This window comes from Pseudomonas azerbaijanoccidentalis (assembly GCF_019145495.1).
GTDB classification, from domain to species: Bacteria; Pseudomonadota; Gammaproteobacteria; order Pseudomonadales; family Pseudomonadaceae; genus Aquipseudomonas; species Aquipseudomonas azerbaijanoccidentalis.
In genome coordinates this window covers 764,254-779,906 of record NZ_JAHSTU010000002.1, presented here as the reverse complement: position 1 = coordinate 779,906, position 15,653 = coordinate 764,254, and the positions used below count along the sequence as shown (strand labels likewise).

General features: G+C 61.0%; 9 protein-coding genes. 6 read left to right on the top strand and 3 right to left on the bottom strand.

The window, feature by feature from the left end; genetic code table 11:
* Positions 1-80: 80 nt before the first annotated feature.
* The 4 genes from ptsP to KVG88_RS10090 all read left to right on the top strand — a co-directional run bounded on the left by ptsP (position 81) and on the right by KVG88_RS10090 (position 7,319).
* The gene (gene ptsP / locus KVG88_RS10105; RefSeq protein ID WP_217871243.1) at positions 81-2,942 is read left to right on the top strand and encodes a phosphoenolpyruvate--protein phosphotransferase; all 2,862 of its coding nucleotides are present in this window, start codon (positions 81-83) and stop codon (positions 2,940-2,942) included.
* Positions 2,942-3,883, top strand: a complete 942-nt coding sequence (gene pfkB, locus KVG88_RS10100; protein WP_217871242.1) for a 1-phosphofructokinase — start codon at positions 2,942-2,944, stop codon at positions 3,881-3,883. The genes ptsP and pfkB overlap by 1 nt, the downstream gene beginning before the upstream one ends.
* A gap of 11 nt (positions 3,884-3,894) precedes the next feature.
* Complete coding sequence (locus KVG88_RS10095) at positions 3,895-5,634, top strand: PTS fructose-like transporter subunit IIB (protein WP_217871241.1); 1,740 nt, start codon at positions 3,895-3,897, stop codon at positions 5,632-5,634.
* 143 nt (positions 5,635-5,777) lie between these two features.
* The gene (locus tag KVG88_RS10090) at positions 5,778-7,319 is read left to right on the top strand and encodes an alkaline phosphatase D family protein (RefSeq protein ID WP_217871240.1); all 1,542 of its coding nucleotides are present in this window, start codon (positions 5,778-5,780) and stop codon (positions 7,317-7,319) included.
* A gap of 114 nt (positions 7,320-7,433) precedes the next feature.
* On the opposite strand, the gene KVG88_RS10085 is transcribed toward KVG88_RS10090, so the two are convergent.
* Positions 7,434-9,962 (bottom strand): PepSY domain-containing protein, encoded by a 2,529-nt coding sequence (locus KVG88_RS10085; protein WP_217871239.1) that lies wholly within the window; start codon positions 9,960-9,962, stop codon positions 7,434-7,436.
* Positions 9,963-10,185: 223 nt separating this feature from the next.
* A complete protein-coding gene (locus KVG88_RS10080) occupies positions 10,186-12,519 on the bottom strand; it encodes a TonB-dependent receptor (RefSeq protein WP_217871238.1) in 2,334 nt (777 codons plus the stop codon).
* Positions 12,520-12,726: 207 nt separating this feature from the next.
* Here KVG88_RS10080 and KVG88_RS10075 point away from each other — a divergent pair, with 207 nt between their 5' ends.
* Entirely contained in the window at positions 12,727-13,407 is a 681-nt protein-coding gene (locus tag KVG88_RS10075; protein WP_150703956.1) for a Fe2+-dependent dioxygenase, read from the top strand.
* Complete coding sequence (locus KVG88_RS10070; protein ID WP_217871237.1) at positions 13,404-14,150, top strand: tetratricopeptide repeat protein; 747 nt, start codon at positions 13,404-13,406, stop codon at positions 14,148-14,150. Before KVG88_RS10075 ends, KVG88_RS10070 begins: the two co-directional genes overlap by 4 nt.
* Before the next feature lie 148 nt (positions 14,151-14,298).
* Here the strand turns inward: KVG88_RS10070 and KVG88_RS10065 are convergent, their stop codons facing one another.
* A complete protein-coding gene (locus KVG88_RS10065) occupies positions 14,299-15,462 on the bottom strand; it encodes a type III PLP-dependent enzyme (protein ID WP_150705525.1) in 1,164 nt (387 codons plus the stop codon).
* Between the last annotated feature and the right edge of the window lie 191 nt (positions 15,463-15,653).

The window sequence follows — 15,653 nt, the reverse complement described above, 5'->3', positions numbered from 1 at the left end:
AGATTGTTTCATGACAAAAGCCTAAGCTGAATCATTCAAAACAATACCTGGCCCCAACACGGTGCCAAAAAGGAGAAAGCATGCTCGAGCTCACCATAGAGCAGATTTCCATGGGCCAGTCGGCTGTGGATAAGTCCGCAGCGTTGCAGTTACTGGCCGGGCATCTGGTCGCCGATGGCCTGGTGGCCGAGGGTTATCTGGCCGGGCTGCAAGCCCGTGAAGCCCAGGGCTCGACCTTTCTCGGTCAAGGTATTGCGATCCCCCACGGTACACCGCAAACCCGCGATCAGGTATTTACCACCGGCGTGCGGTTGATGCAGTTCCCCGAAGGCGTTGATTGGGGCGACGGGCAGACTGTCTACCTGGCCATCGGCATCGCCGCCAAATCCGACGAACACCTGCGCCTGTTGCAACTGCTGACCCGTGCCCTCGGCGAAACCGACTTGGGGCAGGCCCTGCGCCGCGCCAGCACTGCCGAAGCCTTGCTCAAACTGTTGCAAGGCGCGCCGCAAGAGCTGGCGCTGGATGCGCAGATGATTGGCCTGGGCGTTGCCGCCGAAGATTTCGAAGAGCTGGTCTGGCGTGGTGCACGCTTGCTGCGTCAGGCCGATTGCGTGAGCAACGGTTTCTCTGCGGTGCTGCAACAGGTCGAAGCGCTGCCACTGGGCGATGGTCTGTGGTGGCTGCACAGCGAGCAAACGGTGAAACGCCCGGGGCTGGCCTTCGTTACGCCGGACAGACCGTTGCGTTACCTCGGCCAGCCACTTAATGGATTGTTCTGCCTGGCCAGTTTGGGAGAGGCCCATCAAGCCTTGCTCGAACGCTTGTGCGCGTTGCTGATCGAAGGTCGCGGTCATGAGTTGGGTCGCGCCACCAGTTGCCGCGCAGTGCTGGAAGTGCTCGGCGGTGAGTTGCCGGCCGATTGGCCGAGCGCACGCATTGCACTGGCCAACGCCCACGGATTGCATGCGCGCCCGGCGAAGATCCTCGCGCAACTGGCGAAAAGTTTTGAAGGCGAGATCCGCATTCGCATCGTCGATAGCCAGGACAGCGCCGTGTCGGTAAAGAGCTTGAGCAAACTGCTCAGCCTCGGTGCCCGTCGCGGTCAGGTGCTGGAAATCATCGCCGAACCGAGCATTGCCGCCGATGCCTTGCCAGCGTTGTTGGCCGCCATCGAAGAAGGCCTGGGCGAAGAGGTGGAGCCGCTGCCGCCCGTGAGTCAGCCTCGCGAAGACATTGTCGAGGTCGCCGAAGTGTTGCTGGCGCCGGCTTCCGGGAGTCTGGTGCAGGCCATCGCCGCCGCGCCGGGTATTGCCATTGGCCCGGCGCATATTCAAGTCCTGCAAGCCATCGAATACCCACTGCGCGGTGAGTCCGCCGCCGTCGAGCGCGAGCGCCTCAAACAAGCGCTGGCGTCAGTGCGCAGCGACATTCAGGGCCTGATCGAGCGCAGCAAGGCCAAGGCCATTCGTGAGATTTTCATCACCCATCAGGAGATGCTCGACGACCCGGAGTTGACCGATGAAGTCGACACCCGTCTCAAGCAAGGTGAAAGCGCCGAAGCGGCATGGATGTCGGTGATCGAAGCCGCGGCCAAACAGCAGGAATCCTTGCAGGATGCCTTGCTTGCCGAGCGCGCCGCCGATTTGCGTGATATCGGCCGCCGCGTGCTGGCGCAACTTTGCGGTATCGAAACCCCGAGCGAGCCGGATCAACCGTACATTCTGGTGATGGATGAAGTCGGCCCGTCGGATGTGGCGCGGCTCGATCCGACCCGCGTGGCCGGCATTCTTACTGCCCGTGGCGGCGCCACGGCCCACAGCGCCATTGTCGCCCGTGCGCTGGGCATTCCGGCACTGGTGGGTGCCGGGCCTGCGGTGTTGCTGCTGGCGCCGGGCACGCCGTTGTTGCTGGATGGCCAACGCGGTCGCCTGCACGTGGATGCCGATGCGACAACGTTGCAGCGCGCCACCGAAGAGCGGGACACCCGCGAACAACGTTTGAAGGCCGCCGCTGAACAACGTCATCAACCGGCGCTCACCACCGACGGTCATGCGGTAGAAGTATTTGCCAACATCGGTGAGAGCGCTGGCGTAATCGGCGCGGTGGAGCAGGGCGCCGAGGGCATCGGTCTGTTGCGCACCGAGCTGATTTTCATGGCCCACTCGCAAGCGCCGGACGAGGCGACCCAGGAAGCTGAATACCGCCGCGTCCTCGATGGACTCGCCGGGCGGCCGCTGGTGGTGCGCACCCTCGATGTCGGCGGCGACAAACCGCTGCCGTATTGGCCCATCGCCAAGGAAGAAAACCCGTTCCTTGGCGTGCGTGGCATTCGCCTGACCCTGCAACGGCCGCAGATCATGGAAGCGCAATTGCGCGCCTTGCTGCGCGCTGCCGACAACCGTCCGTTGCGCATCATGTTCCCCATGGTCGGCAGCGTCGATGAGTGGCGTCAGGCACGGGACATGACTGAGCGCCTTCGCCTGGAAATCCCGGTTGCGGACCTGCAACTGGGGATCATGATCGAAGTACCGTCGGCGGCATTGCTGGCGCCTGTGCTGGCTAAAGAGGTCGACTTTTTCAGCGTCGGCACCAACGACCTCACGCAATACACCCTGGCCATCGACCGTGGTCATCCAACGCTTTCCGCTCAGGCCGATGGCTTGCACCCGGCGGTGCTGCAACTGATCGACATCACCGTGCGTGCGGCCCATGCCCACGGCAAGTGGGTGGGCGTGTGCGGCGAACTGGCGGCGGATCCGCTGGCCGTGCCGGTGTTGGTCGGCCTCGGTGTGGATGAGCTCAGTGTGGGCGGCCGCAGTATTGCCGAGGTCAAGGCACGGATTCGCGAACTCAGCCTCAGCCAGACTCAAGTTCTTGCCCAACAGGCACTCGCCGTGGGCAGCGCCAATGAAGTGCGCGCATTAGTGGAGGCGCTGTAATGGCCCGGATTCTTACTCTGACCCTCAACCCGGCGCTCGACCTTACCATCGAGTTGTCGCGGCTGGAGCCCGGTCAGGTCAACCGCAGCGAAACCATGCACACCCACGCCGCCGGCAAGGGTGTGAACGTGGCGCAAGTGCTGGCGGACCTCGGGCATCAGCTGACGGTCAGTGGCTTTCTCGGTGAAGACAATCTGCAAGCGTTCGAAACCTTGTTCGCCAAACGGGGTTTTGTCGATGCGTTCATCCGTGTCCCCGGCGAGACCCGCAGCAATATCAAACTGGCGGAAAGCGACGGGCGTATCACAGATCTCAATGGTCCGGGGCCGCAGGTAAGCGCCGAGGCACAACAGGCGTTGCTTGATCGCCTCGATCAGATTGCGCCGGGGCATGACGCTGTCGTCGTGGCGGGCAGCCTGCCGCAAGGCGTTAGCCCGCAGTGGCTGCAAGCGCTGATCGAACGCTTGAAAAACCTCGGTCTGAAGGTCGCCCTCGACACCAGCGGACCGGCCTTGCGCGCGGCGCTCAAGGCCGGTCCGTGGCTGATCAAACCCAACAGTGAAGAGTTGGCCGAAGTGCTCGGTGGCGAGGCGGTTTCGTTGGTGGCGCAAGCTGAAGCGGCGAGCCGTTTGCACGCGCAGGGCATCGAGCATGTGGTGATTTCCCACGGTGCCGAAGGTGTGAACTGGTTCAGTGTCGGCTCGGCACTGCACGCCACGCCGCCCAAGGTCAGTGTTGCCAGTACGGTGGGCGCGGGAGACTCGCTGCTGGCCGGCATGCTGCACGGTTTGGTCAGTGCCGACACCCCCGAGCAAACCTTGCGCACGGCCACGGCGATTGCCGCATTGGCCGTGACCCAGATCGGCTTCGGCATCAGCGATGCGGCGCAATTGGCGCAGCTCGAACAGGGTGTGCGCGTGCGTCCCCTGACAGAACAATAAGAGGGTTGGTCATGAAGTTAGCCATTGTTACTGCCTGCCCGAACGGCATGGTCACCAGTGTGCTGTGCGCCCGTTTGCTGGATGCGGCAGCTCAGCGCCAGGGTTGGAGCACCAGCGTCGAAATCAGCGATGCGGCGCACCCCGAACGGCAATTGTCGGCGGCCACGATTGAGGCTGCCGAGTGGGTCCTGCTGGTTACCAGCGCCCCGGTGGACATGACGCGATTCATTGGCAAACGCGTCTTCCAGAGCACCCCGGCCCAGGCCCTGCAAGATGTCGAATCTGTGCTGCGTCGCGGTGCCGAAGAGGCGCAGATTTATCGCGCGCCGGACGTTGTCGCCGAACCGGCGGTGGCCGCAAAAAATGCGCCGCGCCTGGTGGCCGTCACCGCGTGCCCGACCGGCGTCGCGCACACGTTCATGGCCGCCGAAGCATTGCAGCAAGCGGCCAAGCGTTTGGGCTATGAGCTGCAAGTGGAAACCCAAGGCTCGGTCGGCGCTCGCAATCCGCTGAGTGCCCAAGCCATTGCCGAGGCCGATGTGGTGTTGCTGGCGGCAGACATCGAAGTCGCCACCGAGCGTTTTGCCGGCAAGAAAATCTACCGTTGCGGCACCGGCATCGCCCTCAAGCAGGCCGAAGCCACACTGAACAAAGCCCTCGCCGAAGGCACGCAGGAAAGCGCAGCGAGCGGCGCCAAAGGCCCGGCCAAACAGGAGAAAACCGGCGTCTATAAACACCTGCTGACCGGCGTATCGTTCATGTTGCCGATGGTGGTGGCGGGCGGTCTGATGATCGCGCTGTCGTTCGTGTTCGGCATCACCGCGTTCAAGGAAGAAGGCACTCTGGCGGCGGCGCTGATGCAGATTGGCGGTGACACGGCGTTCAAGTTGATGGTGCCGTTGCTGGCGGGTTACATCGCCTACTCGATTGCCGACCGCCCTGGCCTGGCGCCGGGGATGATTGGCGGTCTGTTGGCGAGTACCCTGGGCGCCGGTTTTATCGGCGGGATCATCGCCGGTTTCATTGCCGGTTACGCGGCGCAGGCGATCAACCGTTATGCGCGTTTGCCGCAAAGCCTTGAAGCGTTGAAACCGATCCTGATCATTCCATTGCTGGCCAGTTTGTTCACCGGGTTGGTGATGATCTACGTGGTCGGCAAACCGGTGGCGGGAATGCTCGCCGGGCTCACGCATTTCCTCGACAGCATGGGCACCACCAACGCGATTCTGCTCGGTGTGCTGCTGGGCGGGATGATGTGCGTCGACCTCGGAGGGCCGATCAACAAAGCCGCGTATGCGTTCTCGGTGGGGCTACTGGCCTCGCAGAGCTATGCACCGATGGCCGCGACCATGGCGGCCGGCATGGTGCCGCCGATTGGCTTGGGGATCGCTACGTTTATCGCCCGGCGCAAGTTCGCCCAGACCGAACGCGAGGCGGGTAAAGCAGCGTTGGTGCTGGGGTTGTGCTTCATCTCCGAAGGGGCGATTCCGTTTGCTGCGAAAGATCCGCTGCGAGTGATTCCGGCGAGCATTGCCGGTGGTGCGCTGACCGGTGCATTGTCGATGTATTTCGGCTGCAAGCTGATGGCGCCCCACGGTGGTTTGTTCGTGCTGCTGATCCCGAATGCGATCAATCATGCGTTGCTGTATTTGCTGGCGATTGTTGCCGGGAGTTTGTTGACGGCAGTGGTGTATGCGTTGGTGAAACGGCCTGAAACCGTTGAGTTGGCGCTGGAGCCGGTAAAGGCGTAGATCAAAAGATTGCAGCCAGCTGCAGCTCCTACAGGATTGGTTCACACCAGGCCAATGTAGGCGCTGCCGAAGGCTGCGATCTTTTCTGTCACAATCGATTCATCCGGCCATGCTTAAGTTTTTCCTTTTCCAGGGAGAACACCATGAGCGATTTCAACCTCGGCCGCCGTCGTGTGATGCAAGCGGTCGGCGCCGGATTGCTATTGCCGGGGCTGGCGCCCGCGGTCATCGCTTCGGTGAAGGATCGCCCCCAACTCACCGACGGCGTGCAGTCCGGCGACTTGCTCGGTGACCGGGCAATCATCTGGAGCCGCAGCGACCGCCCGGCGCGGATGGTGGTGGAGTGGGACACCCGCAGCCTGTTTCCCAACCCTCGGCGATTCGTCTCGCCCCTTGCCGATGCCCGCACTGATTTCACCGCTCGTGTCGAGCTGACCGGGTTGCCCGCCGATCAGGCGATTTTCTACCGTGTGCAATTTGAGGATGCTCAAAGCGGGGTCGCCAGCGAACCGTGGTTCGGCCACTTGCGCAGCGTGCCGCAAACCCGCCGCGACATCCGGTTTGTCTGGAGCGGTGACACCGTCGGCCAGGGCTTCGGCATCAACCCTGATATCGGCGGCATGCGCATCTACGAAGCCATGCGTTTGCGTCTGCCGGATTTTTTTATCCACAGCGGTGACACCATCTACGCCGACGGCCCCGTGCCCGCCCAGCTCACCACCGAAAGCGGTCGCGTGTGGCGCAATATCACCACCGAAGCCAAGAGCAAAGTCGCCGAAACGCTGGACGATTATCGCGGCAATTACCGCTACAACCTGATGGACGAAAACATCCGGCGCTTCAACGCCGAGGTGCCGCAGATCTGGCAGTGGGACGACCATGAAGTGGTGAACAACTGGTCGCCGGGCAAGCAACTGGATGAGCGCTACAAGAGCAAAGATATCCACAGCCTGGTGGACCGCGCGCGTCAGGCCTGGCTCGAATACGCACCGATGCGTTTGCAGAGTGCCGATGGCGGCGGGCGGATTTATCGGCAGCTCAGTTACGGGCCGCTGCTCGATGTGTTCGTGCTCGACATGCGCAGCTACCGCGAAGCCAACGATGACAACCTCGGTGACGCCAAACCGTTCCTTGGGCGAGAGCAACTGGACTGGCTGAAAGCATCGCTAAAAGCCTCCAGGGCCCAGTGGAAAATCATTGCCGCCGACATGCCCATTGGCCTCGGCGTCCCTGATGGCGAAGTCAGCCCCGGCGTGGCGCGCTGGGAGGCGGTGGCCAACGGCGATCCGGGACCGGCTCAGGGTCGCGAGCTTGAGATAGCCGAGTTGCTGGGATTTTTGCGGGCGCAACAGGTGCGCAATTTCGTCTGGCTGACGGCGGATGTGCATTATTGCGCCGTCCATCATTACCACCCGGATCGGGCCGCGTTTCAGGATTTCGAACCGTTTTGGGAGTTCGTCGCCGGGCCGCTGAATGCCGGCAGCTACGGGCCTAATCCGCTGGATAAAACCTTCGGCCCTGAAGTGGTATTCCAGAAAGCACCACCCGCGCAGAACACATCGCCGTTTGCCGGTTTTCAGTTTTTTGGTGAGGTGAACATCGAAGGGCAGAGCGGGGAGTTGAGTGTGGTGTTGCGCGATCTGGATGGGGTTTCTATGTTTGAGCAAAAACTGCAGCCGGTGTAACAGTACCGACCTCCTGTGGGAGCTGCTGCAGGCTGCGATCTTTTGATTTTGTTTATTGGATCAAGATCAAAAGATCGCAGCCTGCGGCAGCTCCTACGGGGGAGGGTGGTGTTGTCAGTAAACGTCGCGGCGGTAACGACCTTGCTCGATCAGGCGTTCGACTTCGGCGCTGCCAAGTACGTCGTTGAGTACTTGATCCACGCCACTGGCCATGCCCTTCAAGCTGCCGCAGATGTAGATCACCGCACCGTCCGCCAGCCATTTCTTCAGTTCAGCGGCCGATTCGCGCAGGCGATCCTGCACGTAGATTTTATCGGCCTGATCGCGCGAGAACGCCAGGTCCAGACGCTGCAGGTCACCGGAAATCAACCACTCCTCCAGCTCATCGCGGCACAGGTAATCGTGTTCGCGATTGCGCTCGCCAAACAGCAGCCACTGACGTTGCTGACCATCGGCAATCCGCGCTTTGAGCAGACTGCGCAGTCCGGCCAGGCCGGTGCCGTTGCCGAGCAGAATCATTGGCACCGGTTCGTTCGGCAGATGGAAGCCGCTGTTGCGACGGACCCGCAGGCTGATGCTGCCGCCCACCGGCGCATGTTCTGTCAGCCAACCGGAACCGACGCCTAGGTTGCCATCGGCATGCAGCTCCTGGCGCACGATCAATTCCAGAATGCCGTCGGCGGCAATCGAAGCAATCGAGTATTCGCGCATGGCCAGCGGCACGAGGGCCGCTACCAACGCTTGCGCGTGCAGGCCGACCAAGTGGCTGCGATTCTCGGGCAGTTGGCGGCTGGCGAGGGCTTGCTCCAGCGGCTGCGACAGACCATCGAGTTCAATCGTGGCGCGACCATCGATCCCCAGGCCATCGAGGAAATGCTCGATCGCCCAAGGGCAGTTGCGCGGCAGCACTTCCACCAGGTCGCCGGCCAGCCAACTGCTGGTGGTGGGCGCGGTCAGGCCGAGCAAATAGACAGGCGAACCGCTGCTGTCCGGGTTGAGCAGATCGCGGCGGGTCAGGGTCCAGTTGTCGTAGCTCGGCGCATGCCAGGTGTCTGCCGGCGCCTGACCGGTCAACAGGCCCAGTTGCTGCTGCCAGTGACGCAAGGCGTAAGGGTCGCCGCTGTCGACTTCCACAGGGGCGAACAGGGTCTTGCCGCCGTGCTCGCCGAGCCAGTTGTGCAGGCGTCGGGCGAAGCCGCAGAAATGTTGATACTGGCGATCACCGAGACCGAGGACGGCATAGTTGAGGCTTTCCAGGCTCAAGCTGCGGCCCAGTACCTTGCGTTCAAAACCACGGGCGCTGTCCGGCGCTTCGCCGTCGCCGAAGGTGCTGACCACGAACAGCGCGTTGCTCGAATCACGCAAGTCCTGTTCGCTCACATCTGCCAGCGGCTGGACCTTGACCGGCAGGCCGGCAGCCTGCAATTGGCCGGCGGTTTGCCACGCCAGTTGCTCGGCGAAACCGCTCTGGCTGGCGAAACCGATCAGCCATGCCGAAGCGTCGCTGCCCGGTTGCGCAAGACCTTTGCGGGCGTCCTTGATCTGGCGTTTCTTGCGTCGACGATCGAGGTACAACAGCCAGCCCGTAATGAAAAACAGCGGCATGGTCAGCGCGGTGATCGTCAGGATGATTCGCCCGCCGATGCCAAAGTAACTGCCGACGTGCAGCGCGTAGATGCTGGTCAGCAACTGGGCCTTGAAGCTCTTGTCGCTGTAGCGGTCGTGACGCTTGATCACACCGGTGACCGGATCGAGGGTGATCTGGTTCAGCGCACGGTCGTGGGGCGAGTCTTTGAGCAGGTAGAAAACGGTCGCCGGTTGTCCGGCCACCGGTGGCATGCGGGTGTTATAGAAACTCAGACCGGGACCGGCCGCGCTGTAGATGCTGCTCCACATCGCCGAATAGTCCGCCGACGGTGCCGGACCTTTCGGCGCCGGGCCGCGACCGCCGCGCACGCGTTCGTTCTGCGGTGAGTCGGAGAGCAATTGATTCAGTCCCTTGTTGTACCACTCGTAGGACCAGGATAACCCGGTCAGCGCCGACAGGAGGTAAAACACCAGGCACCAGGTTCCGGCGACCGAATGCAGGTCCCAGTTGAAGCTGCGACCTTTTTTCTTCCAGTCGAGGGTCAGCCAGGCACGCCAGCTTTTCCACTGGCGCGGCCAGCGCAGGTACAGGCCGGACAGGCAGAAGAACACCAGGATCAAGGTGCAGGCGCCGGTGATTTGTCGACCGGTATCGCCCATAGCGAGGAAGCGGTGCAGTTGCAGCATCAGGCCGAAGAACTGCTGGCCGCTAGCGTCACCCAGCAGTTCGCCGGTGTAGGGGTCGAAGAAACGCATGGGGCCGCGACGCTCACCCGGTGCCGGGGTGAAGAAGGCTTTTGCCGCGATGTCGCTGTCGATGTCGACCGAGAGCATGGCGATTTTCAGGCCCGTGGCGGCTTCGACTTTTTCCACCAGTTCAGCGGGCGGCAGCACACCGGCGACCTGTTTTTGCACCTGCAACACAGACGGGTTCAACGCGTACAGGATCTCATCCTGAAACGACACCGTCGCCCCGGTGATGCCCATCAGGGCCAGGACCAGACCGGCGCTGATGCCAAAAAACCAGTGCAACTGGAACAGGGTTTTCTTCAACACGTCGCTCGCCTTGTTCGTTCAAAAGTGGTCATCACGGCGCGCATTATGATGCCGTGGGTTTTCGAGAAACATTCTTTTTACACGCAAAAACCCCGCTCACCTGGATGAGCGGGGCCTTGCCCAAAGTAGGAGCTGGCGAAGCCTGCGATCTTTTGATTTGTGACGATTTCAGCTTCGCCAAACATCAGGATCAAAAGATCGCAGCCTGCGGCAGCTCCTACGATCAGAAGTGGAAGTTGGTGCTCAGCAAGGCAGTACGGCCCGCCGCCTGGTTGGCGAAGTGGGTCGAGAACGCTTTGTCGTAGTAGGTTTCGTCGGTCAGGTTCTGCACGTTCAATTGCAGGTCGACGTTTTTGGTCAGCTTGTAGGCGGCCATCGCATCGTAGCGAACGTAGGAATCGACCATGGTGGTGTTGGCTGCGCTACCGAATACGTCGTCGACATAGAACGCGCCGCCACCGATGGTCAGCTTCGGCGTGACTTGGTAAGTCGTCCACAGGCTGGCGCTGTTCTTCGGTGTGTTCGGCAGTTCGTTGCCATTGTTGGCTTTGTTTGCCGGCAAGTCGCCGCCATCCACTTGCTCGCTGTCCATGTAGGCGTAACCGGCGAACACCTGCCATTTGTCGGTGAGCTTGCCGGTGGCCGACAGTTCGAAACCTTGAACGCGGGTTTTACCGACGTTCTCGTAAGTAGTGGTGTTGGTTTGCACACGAGCGTTGTCTTTCTCGGTGCGGAAGATGTCTGCCGTCAGCGACAGACGATCATTCAACAGATCCCACTTGGTGCCGATTTCGTAGTTCTTGGTGGTTTCCGGCTCCAGGTCGCTGCTCAACAAGTTGCCGCTGCGATCCGGGGTGCCGCCCAGCGGGTTGCCGTCCTGGCCTTCGCCAAGGGTCGCGCCCGGTGGTGTTGCCGAGGTTGCGTAGGACGCATAGATGCTGCCGTTTTCTGCCGGCTTGTAGACCACGCCGAACTGACCGGTCACGAACTCGCTGACATCATCGCCCTTGGCGGTGGTGGTGCCGGCAGCGTTGTAGGTTTTGTAGTCGGTGTCGAAATGGTCGTAGCGCAGGCCCATGTTCACCAGCCACTGGTCTGACAGCGTCAGGGTGTCGAACACGTAGAGCGCGTAGGTTTTACCGGTGGTGTCGGTGCCGGCGTAGTTACGCGAGATGGCACCGTTCCATGGGTCGCTCGGGTTCGGGTTGGACAGCGAGGTGCAGTTGTAGCCGCTAGGAGCACCGATCCTTGCCGGGGTGCATTGGGTGCCTGGATCCGCTGTTGTAGTTGGAGTCCCCGGCGTGGTGTCGGTGTTGACGTTGTACGAGGATTTTTTACTTTCCTCGCGGCTCAACTCGATACCGGTGGCGAAGCTGTTCTTGAAGCCCGCGATGTACACGTCACCAAACAGGTCGGTCTGGTTGGTGGTTGTTTCAGTGTTGCTGACACGGGTGTTGGCCCGGCGCCACACGCTGCCATTGTTGACGTTGCCCTTGCTGTCATCCGGCTGGGTCAGGATGTAGTCCTGCATGCTGGTGCCGTGACGCAGGGTGTTCTTGATGGTGAGCGCGTCGTTCAGGTCGTGCTCGATGGCGAAGGTCGCGGTATCGGTGCGGCCCTTGCGGAAATCACGGCCATCGAGGCCATAGAAGTTGCTGCTGTCGCCGCCGTCTTCCGGTTTGTCCGGGTTGGATTTGGTGCGGGCAGCGGAACCAGCGACTGGAATCGAGTACGGAATGCCCGAATCCGGGGTGTCGTTGCTTTCGAGGTGGTAGTAGTCGAGATTGACCCGAGTGTCAGTGCCCAGGCCGAAGACCAGCGACGGTGCGATACCCCAGCGATCGTAATCGACGCTGTCACGACCGGCGACGTTGCTCTCGTGGCTCATCAGGTTCAGACGGCCGGCGGCGGTGTCGGTGAACTGGTAGTTACCGTCGAAGGTGTAGCGCTGAGTCTGGTCCGAGCCCCAAGTGAAACCACCGTCGAGCGAGTTGCCCAGGTGCGCCTTCTTGCTCACCAGGTTGATGCTGCCGCCGGCAGCGCCACGGCCACCGATGGCCGAGTTCGGGCCTTTGCTGACTTCGATCGATTCTACGGCGAAGATCTCGCGGCTCTGCGAACCGGTGTCGCGTACGCCGTCGAGGTAGGTATCACCTTGGGCATCGAAACCGCGAATGAACGGACGGTCGCCTTGCGGGTTGCCACCTTCACCAGCACCGAAGGTGATGCCTGGAACGGTGCGCAGCGCGTCCTGCATGTTCAGGGCGCCAGTGTCCTTGAGGACTTGTTGCGGGATGACCGTGACCGAGCGCGGGGTGTCTACCAGCGGCGCGGTGTACTTGGGAGAGGAGGCTTTTTCGACGTTGTAGGTCGTCTCGTCCTGGGCTTCACCGGTAATGGCTGTGGCACCGAGGGAAATCGTGTTGCCCGGTGCTTTGTCGTCGGTTTTTTCAGCCGCGAACACCATGGGACCAGCGGAGCCGGCAGTGATCGCCACGCCAATTGCAGAAGCGAGCAAACGTGGTGAGCTGACCGGTGACTGTTGTTGACGTGACATTTTAATTCCCCTCCCCAAGGATTTGAGGTCGCGGAATATAGGGTAAACACGTATTCGTATCAATTGCGAAACATTACTATTCGCACTGAATTTACATTCTTTACAATTTAGCCTTACGGTTTTTGCTGCTTCGTTCGTCTAGCGGGTTTTACACGGGCAATAAGAATCAATACCATTGGCACCCTTTTCTTCTCAGGTGTTTTCGCCATGCTGCTGCACATTCCCGGCCTGTTCGAAAAAGAAGAAGTGCAGCGCATCCGTGGGGCTCTGGAGCAGGCTGATTGGGCCGATGGCAAGATCACCGCCGGTTACCAGTCGGCCAAGGCCAAGCACAATTTGCAGTTGCCGGAAGGTCATCCGCTGGCCAAGGAGATCGGCGCCGCCATGCTGGAGCGGTTGTGGAACAATCCGCAATTCATGTCGGCAGCCTTGCCGCACAAGGTCTTTCCTCCGTTACTGAACTGTTACACGGCGGGGGGCAGTTTCGACTTCCACATCGATAATGCCGTGCGCCAGCCCAAGGGCAGCATCGAGCGGGTGCGTACCGACCTCTCGGCCACGCTGTTCTTCAGTGAGCCCGAGGACTACGACGGCGGCGAACTGGAAATCCAGGACACCTACGGCACCCAGCGCGTAAAGCTGCCGGCCGGCGATATGGTGCTCTACCCCGGCACCAGTTTGCACAAGGTCAATGCCGTCACCCGTGGCACGCGCTACGCTTCGTTCTTCTGGACGCAAAGCCTGGTGCGCGAAGACAGTCAGCGGGCGCTGCTGTTCGAGATGGACGGGGCGATCCGGCAGCTGACCCAGGATGTCCCCGATCACCCTTCGCTAATCCGCCTGACCGGCACCTATCACAACCTGTTGCGCCGTTGGGTCGAGGTATGAGTTTTCATTTGCGCCGCGAAGAAATCCTCGACGGTGACGCGCTCAAATCCATGCTTGACGAAAGCCCGGCCCGTGCCGCCCAGGCAATTCTGATGGCGGCGCGCGCAGACATCCTCGATGCCCAGGCGTTACTCGGCCAGATTCTGCTGGACGGGCAGGGCATCGCTCAGGATCAGCCGCTCGCCGTGCGCTGGTTCGACATCGCCGCCCGTCGCGGGCATTTGATGGCGCGCAATATGCTCGGCCGTTGTCATGAGCATGGTTGGGGCTGCGAGGCGGATGCTTCGTTGGCCGCACGGCATTATCAGATGGCGGCGGAAGCCGGGCTGGACTGGGCGATGTACAACTATGCCAACCTGCTGGCGACGGGGCGCGGGGTGGTTGAGGATCAGCAACGCGCACTGAGTTTGTATCGCCAGGCTGCCGAACTCGGTCATGCGAAATCGATGAATCTGTTGGGTCGATATCTGGAAGAGGGGCGCGTCTGTCCGGCGGATCCGACAGCGGCCCGTGACTGGTATCGACGTTCGGCCGAGGGCGGGGATTTTCGCGGTCAGTTCAGCTTTGCGGCGATGCTGGCTGACGACGGGAACATTGAGGGTGCATTGATCTGGCTGCGTAAGGCGCTGGCCGGTGGCAATCTGAATTTCCTGCGGGTGGCGAGTCAGGCTCTTACGGGAGCAACTGATCCACGTATTCAGGCGATGGCAGACGACTACGCCAAACGGTGCGCTGAACTGTAGGAGCTGCCGCAGGCTGCGATCTTTTGGTCTTGCTTCTGCAAATCAAAATCAAAAGATCGCAGCCTGCGGCAGCTCCTACAGGGTCGAGTCAGCAGGCACAAAAAAGCCCATGAAATGTCATGGGCTTTTTGCGTTCAGCGTGTAGCGATTACACGTAGAACGACTTCAGCGGCGGGAAGCCATTGAACTCAACTGCGCTGTAGCTGGTGGTGTACGCACCGGTCGACAGCCAGTACAGGCGATCACCAATGGCCAGGTTCAGCGGCAGGCCGTACTTGTAGTTTTCGTACATGATGTCGGCGCTGTCGCAGGTTGGGCCGGCGATCACGACTTCTTCCATCTCGCCTTTCTTCTCGGTCCAGATCGGGAACTTGATGGCTTCGTCCATGGTTTCGATCAGGCCGGAGAATTTGCCCACATCCGTGTACACCCAACGCTCGACGGCGGTACGGGATTTACGCGCGACCAGCACCACTTCGCTGACCAGGATACCGGCGTTGGCGATCAGCGAACGGCCCGGCTCCAGAATGATTTCGGGCAGATCGTCACCGAAGTCTTCCTTGAGGAAACGGATGATTTCTTCAGCGTAGGTTTCCAGGCTGTTGGTGCGGGTGATGTAGTTGGCCGGGAAGCCGCCGCCCATGTTGATCAGCTTCAGGTGAATGCCGTCTTCTTCTTTCAGGCGCTCGAAGATCACTTTGACCTTGGCGATCGCTGCGTCCCAGACGCTGATGTCGCGCTGCTGCGAACCGACGTGGAACGAGATGCCGTAAGGCACCAGGCCCAGGTCACGGGCGAGGATCAGCAGGTCCATGGCCATGTCGGTCTGGCAGCCGAATTTGCGCGACAAAGGCCAGTCGGCGGTGGTCGAGCCTTCGGTCAGGATGCGTACGTAGACTTTCGAACCCGGTGCAGCCTTGGCGATGTTGCGCAGGTCGGCTTCGGAGTCTGTGGCGAACAGGCGCACGCCCTTCTCGTAGAAGTAGCGGATGTCCTTGGATTTCTTGATGGTGTTGCCGTAGCTGATCTGGTCGGCGCTGACGCCGCGGCTCAGCACTTTGTCCAGCTCGTAGATCGAGGCGATGTCGAAACTCGAGCCTTTCTCTTTGAGCAGGTCGATGATTTCCACGGCCGGGTTGGCCTTGACCGCGTAGTAGACCTTGGCGAATTCGAAACCGGCACGCAGGTCGTCATAGGCCTGGCTGATCATCGCGGTGTCGATCACCACGAACGGGGTTTCCTGTTTGTCGGCGAACGCCTTCATTTTCTGAAAGGTTTCACGCGCGAAATAGTCTTCGACCTGGATCGACATACTTGGGACTCCTAGTGGCAAACGTCGTTAATCAATGGGTGCAAATGAACGTCCTCCGTATCCCCACTTTGGTTCGCCTACTTCCCAAGGCATGTCGCCGAAAGCAAAAAGGCCATGGGAAGTGCAGCTTTCCCTTGGCCTTGCTGTCTCGTCGTCAGTACTTGAGCCGGATGGATCGTTTCCAGCATGGA